Below are 20,076 nucleotides of genomic sequence, written 5' to 3' on the forward strand. Positions count from 1 at the left end.
ATGATTAAGCAGGTGAAACAAAATGGGTGAGGCTGCGCCTGAGCTCCGGCCGGGCTGGGCGGAGACCGAGACGCTCCTGCTCCTGCGCCGGCTGCTCGACCGGGGGACGGCCGTGCACCGCCTGGTCGCGCGGAACGCGGGGCTCGGCGACCACGAGATGACGGCGCTGGAGGCGATCTCCCGCACGCCGATGGGTCCGGCCGAGCTGGCCCGGCTCCTCGACGTCACCGCCCCGGCCGCGACCGGCATCGTGGACCGCCTCGTCGCCCGCGGGCACGCCGAGCGGCGTCCGCACGCGGCCGACCGCCGGCGTACCGAGGTGCACGTGACCGACTCCGGGCGCGCCGAGGTGCGGGCCCACCTGCTGCCGATGTTCCTCACCCTCGCCCGCGTGGACGGCGAGTTCGACGAGGCGGAGCGGACCGTCGTGGCGCGCTACCTGCGCGGCGCGGTCGAGGCCTTCGAGGCCGTCGCGGGCCCCGCGCCGCACTGACCGGCCGGGAGCGGCGGAAGCGGCGCCCGGGGCGGCCCGGGCGCTCAGGCCCGGCTGGCCGCGAGCGCCGCGCCGACGATGCCGGCGGAGTTGCGGAGCGTCGCCGGCACGAGCGGGGTCTCGACGTCGATCAGCGACAGGAACTTGTCGGCCTTCTTGCTGACGCCGCCGCCCACCACGAAGAGGTCGGGGGAGAAGAGCCGCTCGAGGGTGCGGTAGAAGACGGTGAGCCGCTCGGCCCAGTCCCCCCACGACAGGTCCTCCCGCTCGCGGGCGCTGTTGGCGGTCCACGACTCGGCGTGCACGGCCCGCGGCTCGGAGCCCTCGCCGAGGTCGATCCACAGGTGGCCCAGCTCGGCGTTCGGCACGAGCACGCCGTCGTGCACGATCGCGGCGCCGATCCCGGTGCCGAGCGTCGTCACGAGCACCACGCCGTCGTGGCCCTTGGCCGCGCCGTACCGCACCTCGGCGAGGCCCGCCGCGTCCGCGTCGTTGAGCACGTGGACGGGACGGCCCAGCGCGTCGCCGAAGACGGCGGCCGCGTCGGTGCCGATCCAGCTCTGGTCGATGTTGGCGGCCGAGCCGATCACGCCGTGCCGCACGATGCCGGGCACCGCGACCCCCACGGGCGCGTCGCTCGCGGGGAAGGACTCGGCGAGCTCCTCCAGCACGGCGGTGACGTTCTGGGGGGTCGAGGCCTCCGGGGTCGGGATGCGCACGCGCTCGGCGGCGAACTCCCCGGAGTCGAGGTCGACCGGGGCCGCCTTGATGCCGCTGCCGCCGAAGTCGATGCCGAGGGGGAGGTCCATGCGCCGATCCTAGGAGCCCGGGGCCGGCACCGCGCCGATGAGTTCGGTGGCCGGTCCGGGTCGGTGCTTCCCGGGACCCCCGCGCCGCGGGGGCACCCGCGGGAAATCAGGTGACCCGGCGACCTCGTCGCGGTTGACTGCCCGCGTCCACCCGAACGGCCGGAGGAGAGAGATGATCGAGGCACGGGGGCTCGTGCAGACCTTCATGACGGGGCAGGGGTCGCGCAAGACGGAGGTGCGCGCCGTCGACGGCGTCGACCTCGACGTCGCGGAGGGCGAGGTGGTCGGGTTCCTCGGCCCCAACGGCGCCGGCAAGACCACCACGCTGCGCATGCTGACCACGCTGCTGCGTCCGACCGCGGGCACCGCCCGCGTCGCCGGCTACGACGTGGCCACCCAGGCGGTGCAGGTGCGCCGCTCCATCGGCTACGTCTCGCAGGTGGGCTCGACCTTCTCCGGTGCGTACGCCGGGGACGAGGTCGTCGACCACGCGATGCTCTACGGGATGACGCGGCGCGCCGCGGTCGCCAAGGGCCAGGAGCTCTTCGAGCAGCTGGACCTGCCGGGGCTCTGGCGCCGGATGCCGAAGAACATGTCGGGCGGGCAGAAGCGGCGCCTCGACATCGTCATGGGCCTCGTCCACGAGCCCGGCCTCGTCTTCCTCGACGAGCCCACGACCGGTCTCGACCCGCAGGCACGGGCGAACCTGTGGGAGCACATCCGCGGGCTGCGCGAGCGCCGCGGCGCCACCGTCTTCCTGACGACGCACTACCTCGACGAGGCCGACGCGCTCGCCGACCGCATCGTCATCATCGACAAGGGCCGCATCGTCGCCTCCGACACCGCCGACAACCTCAAGGCGCAGGTGGCGGGCGACCTCGTCGACCTCGAGGTCGCCGGCGCCGACCAGGTGGCGGTCGCCGCCGAGCGGCTCGGCGCCATCGGCGAGGGCCTCGAGGTCGTGGACCGCCGCGTCCGCGCCCGGGTCCGCCGCGCGGGACGCGCCGTGCCCGGTCTGCTGCGCGACCTCGACGCCGCCGGGGTCACCCTCGACTCCATCGAGGTCCTGCGCCCCACCCTCGACGACGTCTTCCTCACCCTCACCGGCCGCTCGCTGCGCGACGCCGCGGCGGACGAGGCGGCGGAGGGGTCCGCCGTACCCGACGACCCGGCGGAGCCCGGGACCACCCTGGAAGGAGCCGGCCGATGAGCGCCACCACCGCCACCCCGACGAGCCCGGCCGCCCCCGTCCCGGCCGGCGACGCGCTGCGGCCGAACGGGATGGTGCGCGACGCCACGATCGTCTTCCGCCGTCAGATCCGGATGAACCTGCGCAACCCCGCGTGGGTGCTGATCGGGATCATGCAGCCGGTGCTCTACCTGCTGCTGTTCGGGCCGTTGCTGAAGCCGCTGGTGGGCTCGTTCGACCTGCCGACGGACAACCCGTACACGTTCCTGGTGCCCGGCCTGCTCGTGCAGCTCGGCATGTTCGGCGCGTTCTTCGCCGGCTTCGGCCTCATCGCCGAGTGGCGCGAGGGCGTCGTCGAGGCGGAGCGCGTGACCCCGGCCAACCGGGCGGCGCTGCTCGTCGGGCGGCTGGCGCGCGACCTCGTGCTGCTCCTCGTGCAGGCGCTCATCCTCGTCGGGCTCGGCTGGTGGATGGGCATGCGCGGCGACGCCGTCGGGATCGTCGCCGGCATCCTGCTGACCCTCGCCGTGGGCGGCGCCTGCGCGGCCGCGTCCAACGCGCTCGCGCTCACCACCAAGAGCGAGGACGTCATGGCCCCGCTCATCAACATGGTGATGATGCCGGTGCTCCTGCTGAGCGGGATCATGCTGCCGATGACGCTCGGCCCCGCGTGGCTGGAGACGGTCAGCGACTTCATGCCGTTCCGCTGGATCACCGACGCCGTGCGCCACACGTTCCTCGGCGACTTCTCCGCCGGCGGCGTCATGTGGGGCACCGGCTGGGCCCTGGGCCTGCTCGCCGTCGGGCTGTGGTGGGGCACCGCGGTGTTCCGGAAGGAGAACTCCTGACGGGCCGGGCGCCCTAGCCGCGCGGGGCGGGCGGGCCGAACGCCGCCCGCACCTGCGCGTCCGGGGCGCCCGCGGCCACCAGCGCCGCCAGCAGGACGCGGGCCTGCCCGGGCCGCAGGACGTGCGCGTGCACCGCGCCGGCCGCGACGAGGTCGTGCCCGCCGCCACCGCCGCCGTACCCCGGGGACAGCGGCCCCTCGGGCACGCGGGTGGAGACGACGACCGGTACGCCGCGCGCGGTGCAGCGCGCCACGCCCGCAACGACCGCCGGGGTCGCGTTGCCCGAGCCGAGCCCCGCGAGCACGACGCCGTGGGCGCCGGCCGCGAGGCTCGCGTCGAGGTGGGTGGCGTCGCCGCCGGGGTGCACGGCGACGAGGTCGACGCGCACGCCGCCGACCGGGGCGGGCAGGTGGGGCAGCGGCGCGCCGCCGGGCTCGTGGGCGAAGCCGTCGACCGCGACCGTGCTGCGCTTCGTCGTGCCCGCCGCGGGGAGCGCCCGACCGCCCATCGTGACGAGCACGCCGCGGGTCTCGGGGGCCCCTGCGGCGAGGGCGAGAGCGGTGCGGAGGTTCGCGGGCCCGTCGGCGTCCGGGTCGTCCGCGGTGCGCTGGGCCCCGGTGACGACCACGGGGCGCGGGTCGCGGTGCTGCAGGTCGAGGAGCAGCGCCGTCTCCTCCATCGCGTCGGTGCCGTGCACGACCACGACGCCGACCGTCTCGGGGCGTGCCAGCTCGGTGCCCACCGCGTCGCTGATCGCCTGCATGTCGGCGAGCGTCAGCACCGACGAGTCGGCGGCCAGCAGGTCGACGACGCGCACCTCGGTGCCGGCGGGCACCGCGACGCCGGCCAGCAGCTCGGCGGCGGCGAGCGCCGGGGCGCTCGTGCCGTCGGCGTCCCGCACGCTCGCGATCGTGCCGCCCGTCGTGACCACCGCGACCGTGCCCACGGCCCGCTCCCTCCGTCGTACCTGTCGTCATCCCACCACGGCGGCCGCTCGGGCACGGACGGCCCGGCTTTACATCCGGTCCCCTCTTGTCAATCGCTTTACATCTGTCCTAGGTTTGTCAACCGTCGGATGTGAGCGCGACCACACCGACGCCTCGGACCAGCGTGAGGAGCGGCCAGATGACCGACGTGGGCAGGGTGACCGGGACCGTCCCGGAGGGCTCGACGGAGCAGTGGCGGGACCGGAAGCGGTACCTGTGGCTCATCGGCCTCGTGGTGCCGTCGCTGGCGTTCGTCGCCATCGCGGCGTGGCTGGTGACCGGCTGGGGCGTGTGGCTGTGGCTCGGGCCCGTCGTCATCCTCGTCATCGTCCCGGCGATCGACCTGATGACCGGCCTCGACCGCTCCAACCCGCCCGACGACGTGATCGAGCAGCTGGAGCAGGACCGCTACTACCGCTGGATCACCTACCTCTTCCTGCCGATCCAGTACGCCGGGTTCGTGGCGGCGATGTGGATGATCGCCGGCGGCGAGCTGTTCGGCCGCTCGCTCGACACGTGGGACAAGGTCGGCATCGCCGTCTCCATCGGCTGCATCGGCGGGATCGGCATCAACACCGCCCACGAGCTCGGCCACAAGAAGGAGGCCAACGAGCGCTGGCTCAGCAAGATCGCGCTGGCGCAGAGCTTCTACGGCCACTTCTACATCGAGCACAACCGCGGCCACCACGTGCGCGTCGCGACGCCGGAGGACCCGGCGAGCTCGCGGATGGGCGAGAGCTTCTACCGGTTCTGGCCGCGCACCGTGCTCGGCTCGCTGCGCAGCGCGTGGGAGGTCGAGGCGAAGCGCTACCGCCGCAAGGGCACGCACCCGTTCCACCTCGGCAACGACGTGCTCAACGCGTGGCTCATGTCGGTCGTGCTGTGGGGCGCCCTCGTGGCCTGGCTCGGCGTCGGGATCCTGCCCTACCTCGTGCTGCAGGCCGTGATCGGCTTCTCGCTGCTGGAGGTCGTCAACTACCTGGAGCACTACGGGATGCTGCGCGCCACCGTCGGCCGCGCCGGCAAGCAGCGCTACGAGCGCGTGCTGCCGCAGCACTCGTGGAACTCCAACAACATCGCGACCAACGTGCTGCTCTACCACCTGCAGCGCCACAGCGACCACCATGCGAACCCGACGCGGCGCTACCAGACGCTGCGCGACTTCGAGGAGTCCCCGGTGCTCCCGACGGGGTACGCCGGGATGATCGTGCTCGCCGCCGTGCCCCCGCTGTGGCGCCGCGTGATGGACGAGCGGGTGCTGATCCACGTCGGCGGCGACCTCGACCGGATCAACATCCAGCCCGGCAAGCGGGCCGCGATCGAGCGGCGGTACGGCGCGCGCGCCGCCGCGATCCGTCAGGCCGAGGCCGACGCGGTCGCGGAGGCCGAGCGCATCCTCGAGGACACCGCGCGGGTCGACCTGGCGGGCGTCGACGAGGTGCTGGCCGCGCGCTGCCCCGGCTGCGGCTACACCTACGAGGTCGCGGCCGGCGAGGAGCGCGAGGGCTTCGCGGCCGGCACGGCCTGGAACGACATCCCCGACGACTGGACCTGCCCCGACTGCGGCGTGCGCGACAAGGTCGACTTCGTGCCGCTCGGCGCCGAGGCGGTCTGACCCCCGTTCGACCCCCGTCCGACCCGTCCCCCGTTCGTGGTGGCAGCGCCACGGAATGCCTGGCGCTGCCACCACGAGACCCCCGATGGAGGAGAAGAGCATGAGGATCGTCGCGGACCTGACGAAGTGCGAGGGCCTGGGCATGTGCGAGGCCATGGCCCCCGACTTCTTCGAGGTCGACGAGGAGGGCACCGTCGAGGTGCTCGACGACGCGCCCGGCGAGGAGCACCGGGGCGACCTGACCGCCGCCGTCGACGCCTGCCCGGTCCTGGCCCTCAGCCTGCAGGGCTGAGCGGGCCGGCCCGTCCGCACCGGCCCGGCTGCCAGACTGACCCGGTGAGCACCCCCACCCCGGTACGCCGTCTCGTCGTCGTCGGCGCCTCGCTGGCCGGTCTCCGCGCGGTCGAGGCCGCGCGCCGCACCGGCTTCGACGGCGAGGTCGTGCTGATCGGCGACGAGGTGCACCCGCCGTACGACCGTCCGCCGCTCTCCAAGGCGTTCCTGGGTGTCGAGGGCGAGCGCGGCGCAGGCGAGGCGGCGCACTTCCGCACCGAGGAGGTGCTGCGCACCGAGCTGGGCGTGGACCTGCGCCTCGGCGTGCGTGCCACCGGCCTCGACACCGGCGCCCGCGAGGTGCTGCTCGGCGAGGACCGGGTGCCGTACGACGCGCTCGTCGTCGCCACCGGCTCGCGGCCGCGCTGGCTCCCGGGCACCGACCCGGCCGTCGACGGTCCCGTCGAGGGCGTCACCCAGCTGCGCACGCTCGACGACGCCCGCACGGTGCGCGACGCCTTCGAGGCCGGCGCCCGCGTGGTCGTGGTGGGGGCCGGCTTCATCGGCTCCGAGGTCGCCTCGGCCGCCCGCAAGCGCGACCTGCCCGTGACGGTCGTCGAGGCGCTCGACCTCCCGCTGACCCGCTCGATCGGGCCCGACGTGGGCGCCGCGTGCGCCGAGATCCACCGCGCCGCCGGCACCGACCTGCGCCTGGGCACCGGGGTCGCCGGGCTCGCGACCGAGGAGCACGACGGGCGGCGGCGGGTGACCGGCGTACGGCTCGACGACGGCGAGGTGCTGCCCGCCGACCTCGTGGTGCTCGGCATCGGCGTGCGGCCGGCCACCGAGTGGCTGGAGGGCAGCGGCGTCGCGCTGCACGAGGCCGACGGTGGCGTCGTGGTCGACGCGACGATGGCGACGAACGTGCCCGGCGTCTGGGCGGCGGGCGACGTGGCGCACGTGGCCAACCCGCTGTACGACGGCGAGCACCACCGCCTCGAGCACTGGACGAACGCGGCCGACCACGGCGCCGCCGCCGCGCGCCACGCCCTCGACCCGGCGGCCGCCCAGCCGGTCGTGACCGTGCCGTACTTCTGGTCGGACTGGTACGACCACCGCCTCCAGTTCGTCGGCACCCCCCGCGCCGACGAGGTGCGGGTCGTCGTCGACGACCTCGCCGACGGCGGGGGCCTCGTGGCGCTCTACCGCCGCGGCGACGTGGTCGCGGGTGCCTTCGTCATCGACCTGCCGCGCCAGGTGATGAAGCTGCGCAAGCGCATCGCCGACCGCGGCCCGTGGGACGAGGCGGTCGAGTTCGCCACCACCACGGCCGCCGCCGCCCGCGCCCGCGCCTGACGTGCCGTTCACCCTCGCCCACCCGGCGGCGGTGCTGCCGCTGCTGCGACCCCCGTTCGTCCCCGCCGCGCTCGTCGCCGGGGCCGTCGCGCCCGACGTGCCCTACTTCGTCCGCGCGAGCGGCGTCGGCGTCTCGGCTGGGTCCTGGTACGAGCCGCTGACCAACGCCACCACCACCCACGACGTGCTGGGCGCGCTGACGGTCACCCTGCCCGTGTCGCTCGTCCTGTGGGTGGCGTGGCTCGTCGCTCGTCCGGCGCTCCTGTGGACGACCGGGGCGGGGACGGCCGGGTCCACCGGCGCCCCGCGCTCCCGGCTGGCCACCGCCGGCTGGCTCGTCGTGTCGGCGGCGCTCGGCGTCGCCACCCACCTGGCGTGGGACGCGCTCACCGACCTCGCCCGCTGGCTGCAGCACGCGAGCACGGTCGTCGGCCTCCTCGCTGTCCTCGGGTACGTCGTGCTGCGGCGTCCCCGCGGGGCCCTCGTGCCGCCGTACCGCCGGCGGGTGCTGGCCGCGTCCGGTCTCCTCGTCGCGGCCGGGCTGGCAGGAGCGGCGCTCGCCACCCGCGACGTGGGGGAGATCGGCCTCGACGCCTTCGGCGGCCCCGAGGTGGTGCTGACCCACGCGGTGAAGGGGGGCGGGGCGGCTGCCGCGGTCGCGCTCGTGCTGCTCGTCGTGGCCTGGTGGGTGACCCGGGCTGCCCCCGCCGGCCGTGGCCGCAGGGCCCCCGCCGCCTAGGATCGGACGCATGGCCGCCGCACCCAGCTGGGAGTCCCCGGGCACCGGTGCGGGCGCGCCGACGCTGCGCGACCGGATCCTCGCGGCCGCGGCCCACCTGACGAGCACCGACGGGTGGGCGAAGGTCACGATGGCGCGCCTCGCGGCCGCCGTCGGCGTCAGCCGCCAGACCGTCTACAACGAGGTGGGCGGCAAGCCCGACCTCGCCGAGGCGATGGTGCTCAACGAGCTGGCCCGCTTCCTCGCCGAGGTCGACCGCGCGTTCGAGGCCCACCCCGACGACCTGCTCGCCGCCGTCGGCGAGGCCTGCCGCGGGATCCTCGAGCTGGCGCAGGACAACGAGCTGCTGCACGCCGTCGTCTCGGCCACCCACGGCGCGGAGACCGAGCTGCTGCCGCTGCTGACGACGCACGCGGAGTCGCTGCTCACCACGGCCAAGACGATGCTGGGCGACCGGATCGCGCCGTACGACCTCGACCTCACCCCCCGCCAGCGCGAGGTCGTCGTCGACGTCGTCGTGCGCTCGATGCTGAGCCACGTCATGCAGCCGAGCGGCACCCCGGCCGAGACCGCCGCCGACGTCGTCTGGGTGGCCTCGCGGGTGCTCGCGATCGACCCGGCCCCCGCCGCGCCGTGACGGGCCCGGTGACCCGCTCCGTGACGACCGTCCTCCTCACCGGCTTCGAGCCGTTCGCGGACGAGCCGGTCAACCCGTCGGGCGACGTGCTGCCGCTCGTCGCCGAGGCATGGGACCGCCCCGAGCGGCTCGTGAGTGCCGTGCTGCCGGTGGAGTACGCCGGGTCGCGCACCGCGCTCGAGGCGCTGCTCGCGGAGCACCGCCCCGACGTCGTCGTCGCCCTCGGCCTCGCGCTGGGCCGCGACGCGGTCACCCCCGAGACGCTGGCCGTCAACGAGCAGAGCGCCCGCATCCCCGACAACGCCGGCGACCAGCCGCAGGGCGAGCCGGTGGTGCCCGGCGCCGCCCCGACCGAGCCGTCGTCGCTGCCGCTGGCCGCCGTGCACGCCGCGCTCCGGGCGGCCGGGGTGCCCGAGGCCCCCTCGCAAGACGCCGGCCGCTTCGTCTGCAACCACGTCTTCTTCCTGCTGCAGCACGCCCACGGCCGCCTCGACGACCCGTCCGCCGCCCGCACCGGCTTCGTCCACGTGCCGTCGTACGACGTGGTGCCCCGCCCCGAGCTCGCCCGCGCCGTGCGGGTCGTGCTGGACGCGGTGCTCGACAGCGACGAGCGCGGCGGCACCGTCGACGGCACCTCGGCGGACGCCGGTCCGGAGGCGCCCGCCGAGCCGGCCCAGGCGGTCGACCCGCCGCCGCTGCCCTGAGCCGGGTGGGGCCGCAGGGCCGTTCCGCGAACCGCGTGTGACGCGCGTTACCGGGCGGTACTCTCGAGGGTCGGGAGGGGAGCAGATGACGAGGTCACGCCGCGTGCGGCCACGCCGGGTCGCCGCGGGAGCGGCGGGGCTGGCGCTGGCCGTCGTGCTCGCGGGCTGCGCGGGGAGCTCCGAGGCCGAGACCGAGACCGAGGCCGTGGCGGGCACGCCCACCGACGACCCGAGCGCGGAGCCGTCCGCCGCGTCGTCCGCCGGTGACGCGGGCCCCGACCCGCGCCTCGCGACGATGGCCGAGCACGCCGTCGACCCGCCGGGCCCGCTCGGCGAGAGCCTCCTGGGCGCCGACATGCTCGTCTCCACCCAGGGCGCGATCGACGAGGAGACCCTCGAGGAGATCCGCGCGCTGCCCGGCGTCGAGGCCGCGGAGCCGATCGGCCTGGCCCAGGTGCCGGTGGAGGACCAGGTGCTGACCGTCGCGGCGGTCGACCCCGCGTCGTACCGGCGGTTCACCCCGGCCGAGAGTGCCCAGCTCGAGACCATCTGGACGCGCGTGGCGGCCGGCGAGGTCGCGCTGCAGGCCGACGTCGGAGAGCTGCTGCGCGACGAGGAGGGGTTCGTGCGCCTCGGCAACGAGGACGACGCCCCCGACCTGCACGTGGGCGCGCTGGCGCCGCAGGTCACCCGCGTGCAGGCGGTGGTCAACAAGCGCTGGGGCGAGACGCTGGGCATCCCCGACGACAACGCGGTGCTCGTCGCGACCGGCCTGACGTCGCCGCAGGAGGTGCGTGCCGCGCTGCAGGAGGCGGCCGGCGACGGCGCTTCGGTTCAGGTGCTCGGCCCCGACCTCGACGTGTCGGTGCAGCAGACCGCGGTGCTGACCGGCGGCTCGGTCGCGGCGGCCGTCGGCACGTTCAACTACCGGGTGCTCGACGGTGGGCGCCTCGCCCCGGACCCGTCGTGGGTGGCGGAGAACATCCGCACCGCCCAGGTACCGATCCTCGGCAGCGTCACCTGCCACCGCGTCATGCTGCCGCAGCTCGAGGCCGCGCTCCGCGAGGTCGTCGAGCGGGGGCTGGCCGACAAGATCGACCCGGAGGAGTACGCCGGGTGCTACTACCCGCGCTTCATCGCCGGCTCCACCCAGCCGTCGCTGCACTCCTTCGGCATCGCCGTCGACCTCAACGTCTCGGGCAACCAGCGCGGGATGGTCGGCGACATCGACCGCTCCGTCGTGCAGATCTTCAAGAAGTGGGGCTTCGCCTGGGGTGGCGACTGGGGCTACACGGACCCCATGCACTTCGAGCTCGCGCAGCTCGTCGAGGCCCGCTGAGGCCCGCGGGGCCTCAGTCCGCGACGCACGTCGTCGCGCCGGCCTCGCCGTCGACGCCGGGGCACGCGGCACGCACGAGCCGGGCGGGCGTGAGGGCGCGCGCGTCGACCAGGGCCTCGACGAGGGTGTCGCGGTCGACGTCCTCGCTGCTCGCGAGGACGAGGGCGCCGTCGCGCTCCAGGGCCACCTCGACCCGGCCGTGGTCCTCGAGGACCACGCTGTCGTCGGGACCGTCCACGCAGTCCTCCGCGAGCGGGGTCAGCGCGGCGCAGGCGTCGCGCCCCGACGGCTCGAGCTGGATGGAGACGTAGGACGACAGGGTCCCCCCGGGGCTCGTCCGGTCCTCGGAGCGGTAGTCCATCGCCACCGTGACGGCGCCGTCCGCCCCGGGCGGGGGCGTGCTGACGCGGACGTCCACCACGTCGTACCCCTCCAGCTCGGGCAGGTACGGCGTGACCCCCGTCGCCTGCACCTGCCCGGTGAGCGTCGCGCGGTGCTCGGCGGCGACCTGCTGGCCCAGCAGCAGCGGCGTCCAGGCCGCGCCGAGCACGACGGCGACGCCCGCCCAGCCCACGCACGAGAGGAAGGCCGGCCCGACGGGCACCACCACGAGGGTGCGCACGCCCAGCGTCGCGACCAGCGAGGCGAGCACGGCGACCGGGGCGGCGGCGGCGAGGGCCGCCGTACCGGGGTCGGCGGGGGTGAGCACGACCGCCAGGGTCACGGCGAGGGCCAGGAGCGGCACGGCGACGACGAGGGCGAGCCCGGCCAGCGTCCCGCCGCCGGGCACGTCGAGGCGACCGACCAGGTAGCCGACCGCGAGCGTGGTGAGGACGACCGCGATCCCGGTCATCACGACGCCGGTGCGGCCCGCCGGCGCGCCCACGAGCACGACGGCGGGGAGGGCGGCGGCGCCGGCGATCCCGGCGAGCACCTGCGCGGCGGTGGTCCCGGTGCTCGTGTCCGCGACCGGGAGGTGGAGGTCCGTCGACATGGACCCCTCCCTCCCCACCCGGACCCGTGGGTAACCTCCGGACCATGCGCGCAGCGATCGTGACCACGCCCACCGGCCCCGACGACGTCACCGCGGGCGAGCTGCCCGACCCGACCCCCGGACCCGACGACGTGCTGATCGCCGTGCACGCGGCCGGCATCGCCTTCCCCGACCTCTTGATGAGCCGGGGGGAGTACCAGGTGCGGCCCGAGCCGCCGTTCGCGCTCGGCACCGACGTGGCGGGCACGGTCGTCAGCGCCCCGGAGGGCTCCGGCTTCACCGAGGGCCAGCGGGTCGTGGCCGTCGCCGGGCACGGGGCTGCCGCCGAGCTGTTCGTGGCGCCCGCGCCGTTCGTGATGGCGCTGCCCGGCGAGCTCTCCTTCGAGGAGGGCGCGGCGCTGCCGATGAACTACCTGACGGCCCACTTCGCGCTGCTGCGCCGCGGCGGCCTGCAGGCGGGCGACACGGTGCTGGTGCACGGCGCGGCCGGCGGGGTCGGTACGGCGAGCATCCAGGTCGCGCGTGCCTTCGGGGCCCGCCCGATCGCCGTCGTGTCGACCGAGGCGAAGGGCGAGGTCGCCCGCGCGGCCGGCGCCGAGGACGTCGTGCTCCTCGACGGCTTCAAGGACGCGGTGAAGGAGCTGACCGGCGGGCGCGGGGTCGACCTCGTCGTGGACGTCGTGGGCGGCGACGCCTTCCTCGACTCCGTCCGCTCCCTGGCCCCCGAGGGCCGCCTGCTCGTGGTGGGCTTCGCGGCCGGCCAGGGCATCCCCGAGATCAAGGTCAACCGGCTGCTGCTGGGCAACACCGACGTGCGCGGCGTCGGCTGGGGCGCGTTCGTGATGTTCCACCCGGCGTACGTCGCCGAGCAGTGGGCCGACCTCCTGCCCCACCTGCGCAGCGGCGCGCTCAAGCCGCCGGTGGGCGCGACGTACCCCCTCGAGGAGACCGCGCAGGCCCTGCGCGACCTCGACGAGCGGCGCGCGACCGGCAAGGTCGTCGTCCGCGTGCGCTGACCGGGGGCGCTGAGCCCCCGTGGCTAGGGTGGGCCCGTGACGATGCTCGACGCCGCCCGTGCAGGCATGGACCCCGCCGTCCGACCGACCGACGACCTCTTCGGTCACGTCAACGGTCGGTGGCTCGTGGAGAGCGAGATCCCGGAGGACCGCTCGAGCTGGGGCCCGTTCGTCGCGCTCGCCGACACCGCGGAGGAGCAGGTGTGGGCGATCGTGGAGGAGTACGCCGCCGCCGACCCCGCGACGCTCGACCCGGACGCGGCCAAGATCGGCGCGGCCTACCGCTCGTTCATGGACACCGACACGGTGGAGGCCAAGGGCTTCGACCCGATCCAGCCCTACCTGCACGCCGTCGCCGGGCTGCGCGACCTGCGCGAGCTGGCCGCGCTCGTCGGCGAGCTGGAGCGGGTGGGCGGCACCGGGTTCTTCGGGGCCTACGTCAGCACCGACGCGAAGGACTCCGACCGCTACCTCTTCCACGTCTACCAGGGCGGGCTGGGGCTGCCGGACGAGTCCTACTACCGCGACGAGAAGTTCGCGCCTCAGGTCGAGGCCTACCTGGCCTACCTGACCCGCGTGCTCACCCTCGTCGGCCACGAGGCCCCCGAGGAGGCGGCCGAGACGGTGCTGGCGCTCGACCGGCGCCTCGCGCACGGCCACTGGGAGCGGGCCGAGACGCGCGACATCCAGAAGACCTACAACCGGCTGACCTTCGCCGAGCTGACCGAGCTGTGCCCGGCCTTCGACTGGGAGGTCTACGCGCGGAACCTCTCGGGCGCGGCGAGCGGCGCCGACGAGCTGCTGGCCGAGACGGTCGTCAAGCAGCCGTCGTACCTCGCGCACCTGTCCGACGTGCTCGAGGCGGTGCCGATCGAGAGCTGGCGCACCTGGCTGACGACGCGCGTGCTGCGCGCCTTCGGCGCCTACCTCCACGACGAGATGGTGCGCACCAACTTCGACTTCTACGGCCGCACCCTGTCCGGTACGCCGGAGCTGCGGGCCCGCTGGAAGCGCGGCGTCTCCTTCACGGAGAGCGCGCTCGGCGAGGCGGTGGGCCGCGAGTACGTCGCGCGCCACTTCCCGCCGGTGGCGAAGGAGAAGATGGACGAGCTGGTCGCGAACCTCGTCGAGGCGTACCGCCGCTCGATCCTCACGCTCGACTGGATGACGGACGGCACGAAGCAGCGGGCGCTGGAGAAGCTGGGCAAGTTCACGCCGAAGATCGGCTACCCGGTGCGCTGGCGCGACTACTCGAACCTCGTCGTGGTCCCCGACGACCTCGTCGACAACGTGGCCGCCGCGGCCGCGTTCGAGACCGACCGCGAGCTCGCGAAGATCGGCGCCCCCGTCGACCGCGACGAGTGGTTCATGCTCCCGCAGACGGTGAACGCCTACTACAACCCGGGCACCAACGAGATCTGCTTCCCGGCCGCGATCCTGCAGCCGCCGTTCTTCTCGCCCGACGCCCACCCGGCGGAGAACTACGGGGGCATCGGCGCGGTCATCGGCCACGAGATCGGCCACGGCTTCGACGACCAGGGCTCGCAGTACGACGGCGCCGGCAACCTCGAGGACTGGTGGACCGCCGACGACCGTGCGGCGTTCGAGGTGAAGAGCCGGGCGCTGATCGCGCAGTACGACGGCTTCAGCCCCCGCAACATGCCCGAGGAGCACGTCAACGGCTCGCTGACCGTCGGCGAGAACATCGGCGACCTCGGCGGGCTGACGATCGCCCACAAGGCCTACCTGATCTCCCTCGGGCTCGACCCCGAGGGCGGGCCGGCGACCGAGCTCGACGCGGACGGGCTGACCGGCTCGCAGCGCCTGTTCCTCAGCTGGGCCCACGTGTGGCGCACGAAGCGTCGCGAGGCCCAGGAGCGGCAGTACCTGACGATCGATCCGCACAGCCCGCCGGAGTTCCGGGCGAACATCGTGCGGAACCTCGACGAGTTCCACGCCTCGTTCGGCACGCAGCCGGGCGACGGGCTGTGGCTCGAGCCGTCGGAGCGCGTGCGGATCTGGTGACGGGCCGGGTGGCCGGCGGTCCCTCGGGTACCGGTCGCGCGACCTCTTCTCCCCAGCTTGTTGAGGTTCCTGTGGAGATCTTGGCCCCTCGTGGCACGGTGGAGGAGAGCAACGGACCCCCCGCGTCGTCGTACGACGGCGCGGCCTCACCGAGAGGAACGCGCATGAACGTGAAGTACACCGTCCCCGGCCTGTCCACCGACCAGGTCAACGACCTCGTCGCCTCGCTCCAGGCCCGGCTGTCGGCCTACAACGACCTCCACCTGACCCTCAAGCACGTCCACTGGAACGTCGTGGGCCCGCACTTCATCGCCGTCCACGAGATGATCGACCCGCAGGTCGAGCTCGTTCGTGGGTACGCCGACGACGTCGCCGAGCGCATCGCGACGCTGGGCGGCTCGCCGAAGGGCACCCCCGGCTCCGTCGTCGCCGACCGCACGTGGGACGACTACTCGGTCGGCCGCGACACCGCGCTGGCCCACCTCGGCGCCCTCGACCTCGTCTACAACGGCGTGGTGGAGGACAACCGCAAGGCGATCGCCCTCGCCGGCGAGCTCGACCCCATCACCGAGGACCTCCTCATCGGCCAGACGGCCGAGCTCGAGAAGTTCCAGTGGTTCGTGCGGGCGCACCTCGAGGACATCGGCGGCCGCCTCTCCACCACGGGCGCCACGTCGGAGCACGACGCCACCGACGCCGCGCGCACCGACGGCTGACGATCCCGTTCGGGTTCGCCGGTCCCGCCCACGGTGAAGTGCGTACGACGCGACGCCGGCGAGCCGCGGGTCGGCTCCACGACCTCGCCGCACCACCCACGACTCGACGCCGACCGCACACGCTGCGGTCGGCGTCGTCGTGCGTCGAGAGGCATGGCGGTGACGGCTAGGTTGGCCGGCATGGCCTTCTCCATCGTCAACGCGTCATCGATCGCCCCGGGTCGCGGCCCTCACCCAGCGACGAGCGCGTTCGACAAGCGCATCACCGAGCACCTCGGGGTGTCGGCGTTCGGGGTGTACCAGGTCGAGCTGCCCGCCGGTGAGCGGACCGTGCCCCACGACCACCTGGACGACGGGGCCGAGGACGTCTACGCGGTCGTGCGGGGGTCCGGCTGGGTCGTGGTCGACGACGAACCGACCCCGATCGGTGTCGGCGACTTCGTCTCCGTGTCGAAGGAGGCCACCCGCTACGTCATCGCCGGCGACGAGGGCTGCGACCTCATCGCGATCTGCGCCTGACGACGCGGTGGCCGGGAGAGATTGAAGGCCCTGAGTTGCCCGGTTCGGAGCTGGTGTCCTGCCGGTGGGCAGGTCGTGAGCCGGCGGGAATGGTCGGGGGTTGTGAGCCCATAGCCGGTGGGTCCGGGCGACCGGCCCGGTGGCCAGGTGCGGGGGGCGCGGCACGATCGCGTGTGTGGTGATCGTGCCGCGCCCTTCGTCACATCCCGGACCGCACCCTCGTGGCGGTGCGGACTTGTTGCCGCTTTGGGTCAGGAGTTGAGCAGGGCCCGCATGGTCTCGATCTCGGCGGTCTGGGACGCGACGATGTCGGCGGCGAGGTCGATGGCGGGCTGGAACTGGCCGTTCTCCTGCTCGGCTTCGGTCATCTCTACTGCGCCGGTGTGGTGCTCGACCATCATCGCCAGCCACTGTGTCTGGAACTGGCCGTCGGGTGCGGCCTCCAGGGCGCTCATCTCCTCGGCCGACATCATGCCGGGCATCTCGTGGTCCATGCCCTCCATCGAGTCCGTCGCATCGCCGGAATCGTGGTCGCTGTGGCCGCCGTTGACGTGGTCGCGCATCGTCTCCGGAACCTCCTCGCCCCAGTTGACGAGCCAGTCGGTGAAGGTCTCGATCTCCGGGGCCTGGGCTGCCCGGATCTGTTCGGCCCGCTGGTGGACCGCGGGATCGAGGTTGCGGCCTTCGGTGAGGTCGACCATGACGAGGGCCTGGGCGTGGTGTTGGAGCATGGCGGAGGCGAATGCGATGTCGGCGTCGTTGTGCTCGGTGGTCGAGGTCTCGGAGGAGCTCTCGGATCCTCCGTCGTCGGTGCCGCACGCTGCTGCGGTGAGGCTGAGGGACAGGCCGAGCCCGAGAGCGGTGACGGCTCGACGGGTGGTGTAGCGGTTGCGCATGGAGGTTCTCCTGGTTCAGGTCTGACGGTGGTCGGTCGTCGTCACCGCCGGCGCAGGGGAGTACCCGAGGGCCGGGGTGACGCAACGCCTGTCAGCACCTGATGATCGAGAACCTCCACACCGCAGGCGGGCCCGTGCCTGTTGGTGTGACCCTGCGGGTGATCTGCCTGATGACGGCGGGGGCCAGTACCGCCAACAACCGCGGGAGCCTGCAGGCGAGAGCGCCCAGGGCGAGGAGAGCAGCGGCTGCGAGCATCGCGGCGCAGAGCATCATGACGTGTTCCGCCCCGCCGTCCCCATGTGCCCCGTGACCGGCGTCGCGGTCGGTTTGGCCGGCGGTGGGGGCGTGTGTCTCCTCTGCGTGTTGGGCGGCCATGGTGACCTGCGATGGCCCTGAAATTGTTGTCGAGGAGGCACTGTGGTGAGTCGTGTCGAGGGCGGGTAGCGGCGCGTGCGTTGCGCTTGGGGCTGTCGTGTGCCCTGGTGGCCCGTCGATGTCCTTGGTGGTGAGGGCGTGCATGCCCAGGATCCCGAACGCGATTGCAGCGATCACGACAAGAGCCAGGCGACGGCGTCGAAGCGGGGAAGGGGTGTGCCGCTGAGTCAGCCGGCTCCGAGACCCGCCGGGACGAGGGCCGCGACGAAGAAGGCACCCGCCGGCGCTCGTCATGGGGCTCACCTCCTCCACCCCGCAGTTTACGGAACCGCTCACACACTCGAGAGGATACCCCCGGGGGGTATGTAGAGTGAGGACGACTCAATCGCTGAGGTTGGAGAAGAGATGAGCGAAGCGCCGCACCACCACGACCACGACGACCACGACGACCACCACGACCACCACGACCACCACGACCACCACGACCACCACGACCACCAGGGTGGGTCTGGGAGTTCGCGGTCGATGGCGGTCAGCGCGACCCTGCACTGCCTCACCGGGTGCGCCATCGGGGAGATCGCCGGACTGATGATCGGTACGGCGGTCGGCTTGAGCGCCGGGTGGACGATCGTGCTCGCCGTCAGTCTCGCGTTCCTGTTCGGCTACCTGCTCTCGACGCTCCCGCTGCTCAAGGCGGGCCTCGGGGTGGGGACCGCGCTCGGTGTCGTGCTCGCCGCTGACACCCTCTCGATCGCCACGATGGAGCTCGTCGACAACGCCGTCATGGCGCTCGTTCCCGGGGCGATGGACACGGGCCTCGTCAACAGCACGTTCTGGCTCGCGATGATGTTTGCGCTCACGGTGGCGTTCTTCGCCGCGTACCCGGTCAACCGCTACCTGCTGGCGCGCGGCAAGGGTCACGCCCTCACCCACCGCTATCACCACGCCGCCGGCGAGGTGACCGGCGCGCGTCGCTACATCCCCTCCCTGGAGACACCGGTGCTGGTGGGCGTCATCGCCGCCTTCATGTTCGGAGGCCTGGTCGTGTCGGTCGCCGACGAGCTGAGCACTGGGGGCGGCGCACCCGCCCACGTGGTGTCGGGACCCATATCTCACATGTGACGTCGACGTGGCCCGGGGAGAATCGGTGGTTTGTGAGCCGAGCAGCAGCTGCCGTAGCCGTTGAGCTGATCTGGTGCGGCTGACTCGGAGCTGCTGATCCTCGGGAACGCGACGAAGTCTGCCGTGATCACACTGACCAAGACGCGTCGGTGATGGAACCGGCGGGTCTGACACCTCGTCGTACGAACGACGGCTGAGGGCGAGGGGGAGCGGTGGAGCGGGATCGAGACTTCTCCGAGTTCGTCGCTGCGAGGTGGGGCGTCCTCGTCCGATCGGGAGTGATGCTGGGCTGCGACGTGGAGGAGGCCCACGACCTGGCCCAGACGACGCTCCTGAAGTGCTACAAGGGGTGGCGCAAGCTACAGGAGGCAGGCGACCGCGACGCCTACGTCTACCGCATGCTGTTGAACTCTCACCGCGACAATCGCCGGCGCCGGTGGTGGGGTGAACGTCCCACCGAGGTGCTTCCCGAAGTTGCTGCCCCCGACTTCGCCAGCGGAATCGACACGGTTGACGCAGTTCGCCGCGCGCTCGGCGAGCTCAACAAGATCAGCCGCGAGGTGATCGTTCTGCGCTACTACGGCCACCTGAGCGAGCAGCAGACTGCCGAGATCCTGGGCGTGGCGCCCGGCACGGTGAAGAGCCGACTGTCGCGAGCCCTGGCACAGCTCGCCGTCAGCTCGCACTTCGACGACTTCTCAGAAGGGCGCACGCGATGAACGACAACGCACAGCCGGCACTGGATCGTCTGCTCGAGGAGATTCCGGTCCGACCGGCCCCCATCGGTGAGCTGCTGGTTGCCGGGCGCGCCGCCCGCCGCCGGCGGCGACGCGCCACGATCACGGGCATCGCGGCAGCCACCGCGCTCGTCCTCGCCGGAGGGGTGACTTCGGTTCAATTCCTCCAGAGCAGCGGCGCCCCGCTCGGCCCCGCGGATGGCGCCGCCTCGACGGGCGACGGGGCCGTGGCGACGCACACGCTCACGGTGCGCTCCACACTGGCCGATCTCCCCCTCGCCTACACGGAAGGAGCCCTGATCGAGGTGGCCGTCGTTCCCGCTGCACCAGACGCCGGAGCGCCGAGGGGCGGCGACCCTGTCGAGGTGGGCTCCACGATGTCGTGGACCGACCTGACTGCAGGCTCCTACCTCATCACCGTCGCAACTCGACCCTGCCACGGCAACTGCGACTACCTGGACCCGCCGACCGACTCATGCCAGCGCACCATCGATCTGACCTCGAACACCGAGGTCCTCGTGACCATTCGCTGGGCCGAGCCCTGCGCGATCACCGACGTGAGCACAAGGTAGACGCCCCTGCACCGGGCCTCGATTGTGGGGTTCCGACAGTCTGGGCGACCGGCTCTCGATCGTTCGTTTCTGACCCACGTTGGGGCTTGTCTCGGCGTGCGGTTCGAAACTCATG

21 protein-coding genes are annotated in these 20,076 nt (G+C 73.3%); 17 read left to right on the forward strand and 4 right to left on the reverse strand.

What is annotated here, in order from left to right:
* The first annotated feature begins 22 nt into the window (after window positions 1-22).
* Window positions 23-493, forward strand: coding sequence for a MarR family winged helix-turn-helix transcriptional regulator (locus ACOACO_RS03600; RefSeq protein WP_420294881.1), 471 nt, complete (start codon window positions 23-25; stop codon window positions 491-493).
* Window positions 494-537: 44 nt separating this feature from the next.
* Here ACOACO_RS03600 and ppgK read toward each other — a convergent pair whose 3' ends face one another.
* Window positions 538-1,302: a polyphosphate--glucose phosphotransferase gene (gene ppgK, locus ACOACO_RS03605; RefSeq protein WP_420294882.1), complete on the reverse strand. Its 765-nt coding sequence runs from the start codon at window positions 1,300-1,302 to the stop codon at window positions 538-540.
* A 172-nt stretch (window positions 1,303-1,474) separates the two neighbouring features.
* Between ppgK and ACOACO_RS03610 the strand changes: the two genes are divergently transcribed.
* Entirely contained in the window at window positions 1,475-2,512 is a 1,038-nt protein-coding gene (locus tag ACOACO_RS03610) for an ATP-binding cassette domain-containing protein (protein WP_420294883.1), read from the forward strand.
* Window positions 2,509-3,339 carry an ABC transporter permease gene (locus tag ACOACO_RS03615; RefSeq protein ID WP_420294884.1) on the forward strand — a complete coding sequence of 277 codons (831 nt, stop codon included), beginning with the start codon at window positions 2,509-2,511 and terminating at the stop codon, window positions 3,337-3,339. Before ACOACO_RS03610 ends, ACOACO_RS03615 begins: the two co-directional genes overlap by 4 nt.
* Before the next feature lie 13 nt (window positions 3,340-3,352).
* Here the strand turns inward: ACOACO_RS03615 and ACOACO_RS03620 are convergent, their stop codons facing one another.
* Window positions 3,353-4,285, reverse strand: a complete 933-nt coding sequence (locus tag ACOACO_RS03620; protein WP_420294885.1) for an asparaginase domain-containing protein — start codon at window positions 4,283-4,285, stop codon at window positions 3,353-3,355.
* A 179-nt stretch (window positions 4,286-4,464) separates the two neighbouring features.
* Here ACOACO_RS03620 and ACOACO_RS03625 point away from each other — a divergent pair, with 179 nt between their 5' ends.
* The 7 genes from ACOACO_RS03625 (at window position 4,465) to ACOACO_RS03655 (ending at window position 10,988) form a co-directional block, all read left to right on the forward strand.
* Window positions 4,465-5,940 (forward strand): fatty acid desaturase, encoded by a 1,476-nt coding sequence (locus ACOACO_RS03625; protein ID WP_420294886.1) that lies wholly within the window; start codon window positions 4,465-4,467, stop codon window positions 5,938-5,940.
* A gap of 100 nt (window positions 5,941-6,040) precedes the next feature.
* Window positions 6,041-6,232, forward strand: a complete 192-nt coding sequence (locus tag ACOACO_RS03630) for a ferredoxin (RefSeq protein ID WP_420294887.1) — start codon at window positions 6,041-6,043, stop codon at window positions 6,230-6,232.
* Window positions 6,233-6,276: 44 nt separating this feature from the next.
* Window positions 6,277-7,569, forward strand: a complete 1,293-nt coding sequence (locus ACOACO_RS03635; protein ID WP_420294888.1) for an NAD(P)/FAD-dependent oxidoreductase — start codon at window positions 6,277-6,279, stop codon at window positions 7,567-7,569.
* A gap of 1 nt (window position 7,570) precedes the next feature.
* Entirely contained in the window at window positions 7,571-8,308 is a 738-nt protein-coding gene (locus ACOACO_RS03640; RefSeq protein WP_420294889.1) for a DUF4184 family protein, read from the forward strand.
* Between the two features lie 10 nt (window positions 8,309-8,318).
* On the forward strand, window positions 8,319-8,945 hold the full coding sequence (locus ACOACO_RS03645) for a TetR family transcriptional regulator (RefSeq protein WP_420294890.1): 627 nt from the start codon (window positions 8,319-8,321) through the stop codon (window positions 8,943-8,945).
* Between the two features lie 20 nt (window positions 8,946-8,965).
* A complete protein-coding gene (locus ACOACO_RS03650) occupies window positions 8,966-9,649 on the forward strand; it encodes a hypothetical protein (protein WP_420294891.1) in 684 nt (227 codons plus the stop codon).
* 85 nt (window positions 9,650-9,734) lie between these two features.
* Entirely contained in the window at window positions 9,735-10,988 is a 1,254-nt protein-coding gene (locus ACOACO_RS03655) for a M15 family metallopeptidase (RefSeq protein WP_420294892.1), read from the forward strand.
* A 13-nt stretch (window positions 10,989-11,001) separates the two neighbouring features.
* On the opposite strand, the gene ACOACO_RS03660 is transcribed toward ACOACO_RS03655, so the two are convergent.
* Entirely contained in the window at window positions 11,002-11,982 is a 981-nt protein-coding gene (locus tag ACOACO_RS03660; RefSeq protein ID WP_420294893.1) for a hypothetical protein, read from the reverse strand.
* A 44-nt stretch (window positions 11,983-12,026) separates the two neighbouring features.
* On the opposite strand from ACOACO_RS03660, the gene ACOACO_RS03665 reads away from it, so the two are divergent.
* The 4 genes from ACOACO_RS03665 (at window position 12,027) to ACOACO_RS03680 (ending at window position 16,258) form a co-directional block, all read left to right on the forward strand.
* On the forward strand, window positions 12,027-12,998 hold the full coding sequence (locus ACOACO_RS03665) for an NADPH:quinone oxidoreductase family protein (RefSeq protein ID WP_420294894.1): 972 nt from the start codon (window positions 12,027-12,029) through the stop codon (window positions 12,996-12,998).
* 42 nt (window positions 12,999-13,040) lie between these two features.
* Window positions 13,041-15,023 carry a M13 family metallopeptidase gene (locus ACOACO_RS03670; RefSeq protein WP_420296292.1) on the forward strand — a complete coding sequence of 661 codons (1,983 nt, stop codon included), beginning with the start codon at window positions 13,041-13,043 and terminating at the stop codon, window positions 15,021-15,023.
* Between the two features lie 164 nt (window positions 15,024-15,187).
* Window positions 15,188-15,739: a Dps family protein gene (locus ACOACO_RS03675; RefSeq protein ID WP_420294895.1), complete on the forward strand. Its 552-nt coding sequence runs from the start codon at window positions 15,188-15,190 to the stop codon at window positions 15,737-15,739.
* Between the two features lie 180 nt (window positions 15,740-15,919).
* Window positions 15,920-16,258 carry a cupin domain-containing protein gene (locus tag ACOACO_RS03680; protein ID WP_420294896.1) on the forward strand — a complete coding sequence of 113 codons (339 nt, stop codon included), beginning with the start codon at window positions 15,920-15,922 and terminating at the stop codon, window positions 16,256-16,258.
* Window positions 16,259-16,509: 251 nt separating this feature from the next.
* On the opposite strand, the gene ACOACO_RS03685 is transcribed toward ACOACO_RS03680, so the two are convergent.
* Window positions 16,510-17,154 carry a DUF305 domain-containing protein gene (locus ACOACO_RS03685; protein WP_420294897.1) on the reverse strand — a complete coding sequence of 215 codons (645 nt, stop codon included), beginning with the start codon at window positions 17,152-17,154 and terminating at the stop codon, window positions 16,510-16,512.
* 901 nt (window positions 17,155-18,055) lie between these two features.
* Between ACOACO_RS03685 and ACOACO_RS03690 the strand changes: the two genes are divergently transcribed.
* The 3 genes from ACOACO_RS03690 (at window position 18,056) to ACOACO_RS03700 (ending at window position 19,961) form a co-directional block, all read left to right on the forward strand.
* Window positions 18,056-18,652 (forward strand): DUF4396 domain-containing protein, encoded by a 597-nt coding sequence (locus ACOACO_RS03690; protein WP_420294898.1) that lies wholly within the window; start codon window positions 18,056-18,058, stop codon window positions 18,650-18,652.
* 212 nt (window positions 18,653-18,864) lie between these two features.
* Window positions 18,865-19,371 (forward strand): SigE family RNA polymerase sigma factor, encoded by a 507-nt coding sequence (locus tag ACOACO_RS03695; protein ID WP_420294899.1) that lies wholly within the window; start codon window positions 18,865-18,867, stop codon window positions 19,369-19,371.
* The gene (locus ACOACO_RS03700; protein ID WP_420294900.1) at window positions 19,368-19,961 is read left to right on the forward strand and encodes a hypothetical protein; all 594 of its coding nucleotides are present in this window, start codon (window positions 19,368-19,370) and stop codon (window positions 19,959-19,961) included. The genes ACOACO_RS03695 and ACOACO_RS03700 overlap by 4 nt, the downstream gene beginning before the upstream one ends.
* The last annotated feature ends 115 nt before the right edge of the window (window positions 19,962-20,076 follow it).

Origin of the sequence: Nocardioides sp. CPCC 205120 (assembly GCF_048654585.1) — a bacterium.
Classification (GTDB): Bacteria; Actinomycetota; Actinomycetes; order Propionibacteriales; family Nocardioidaceae; genus Nocardioides.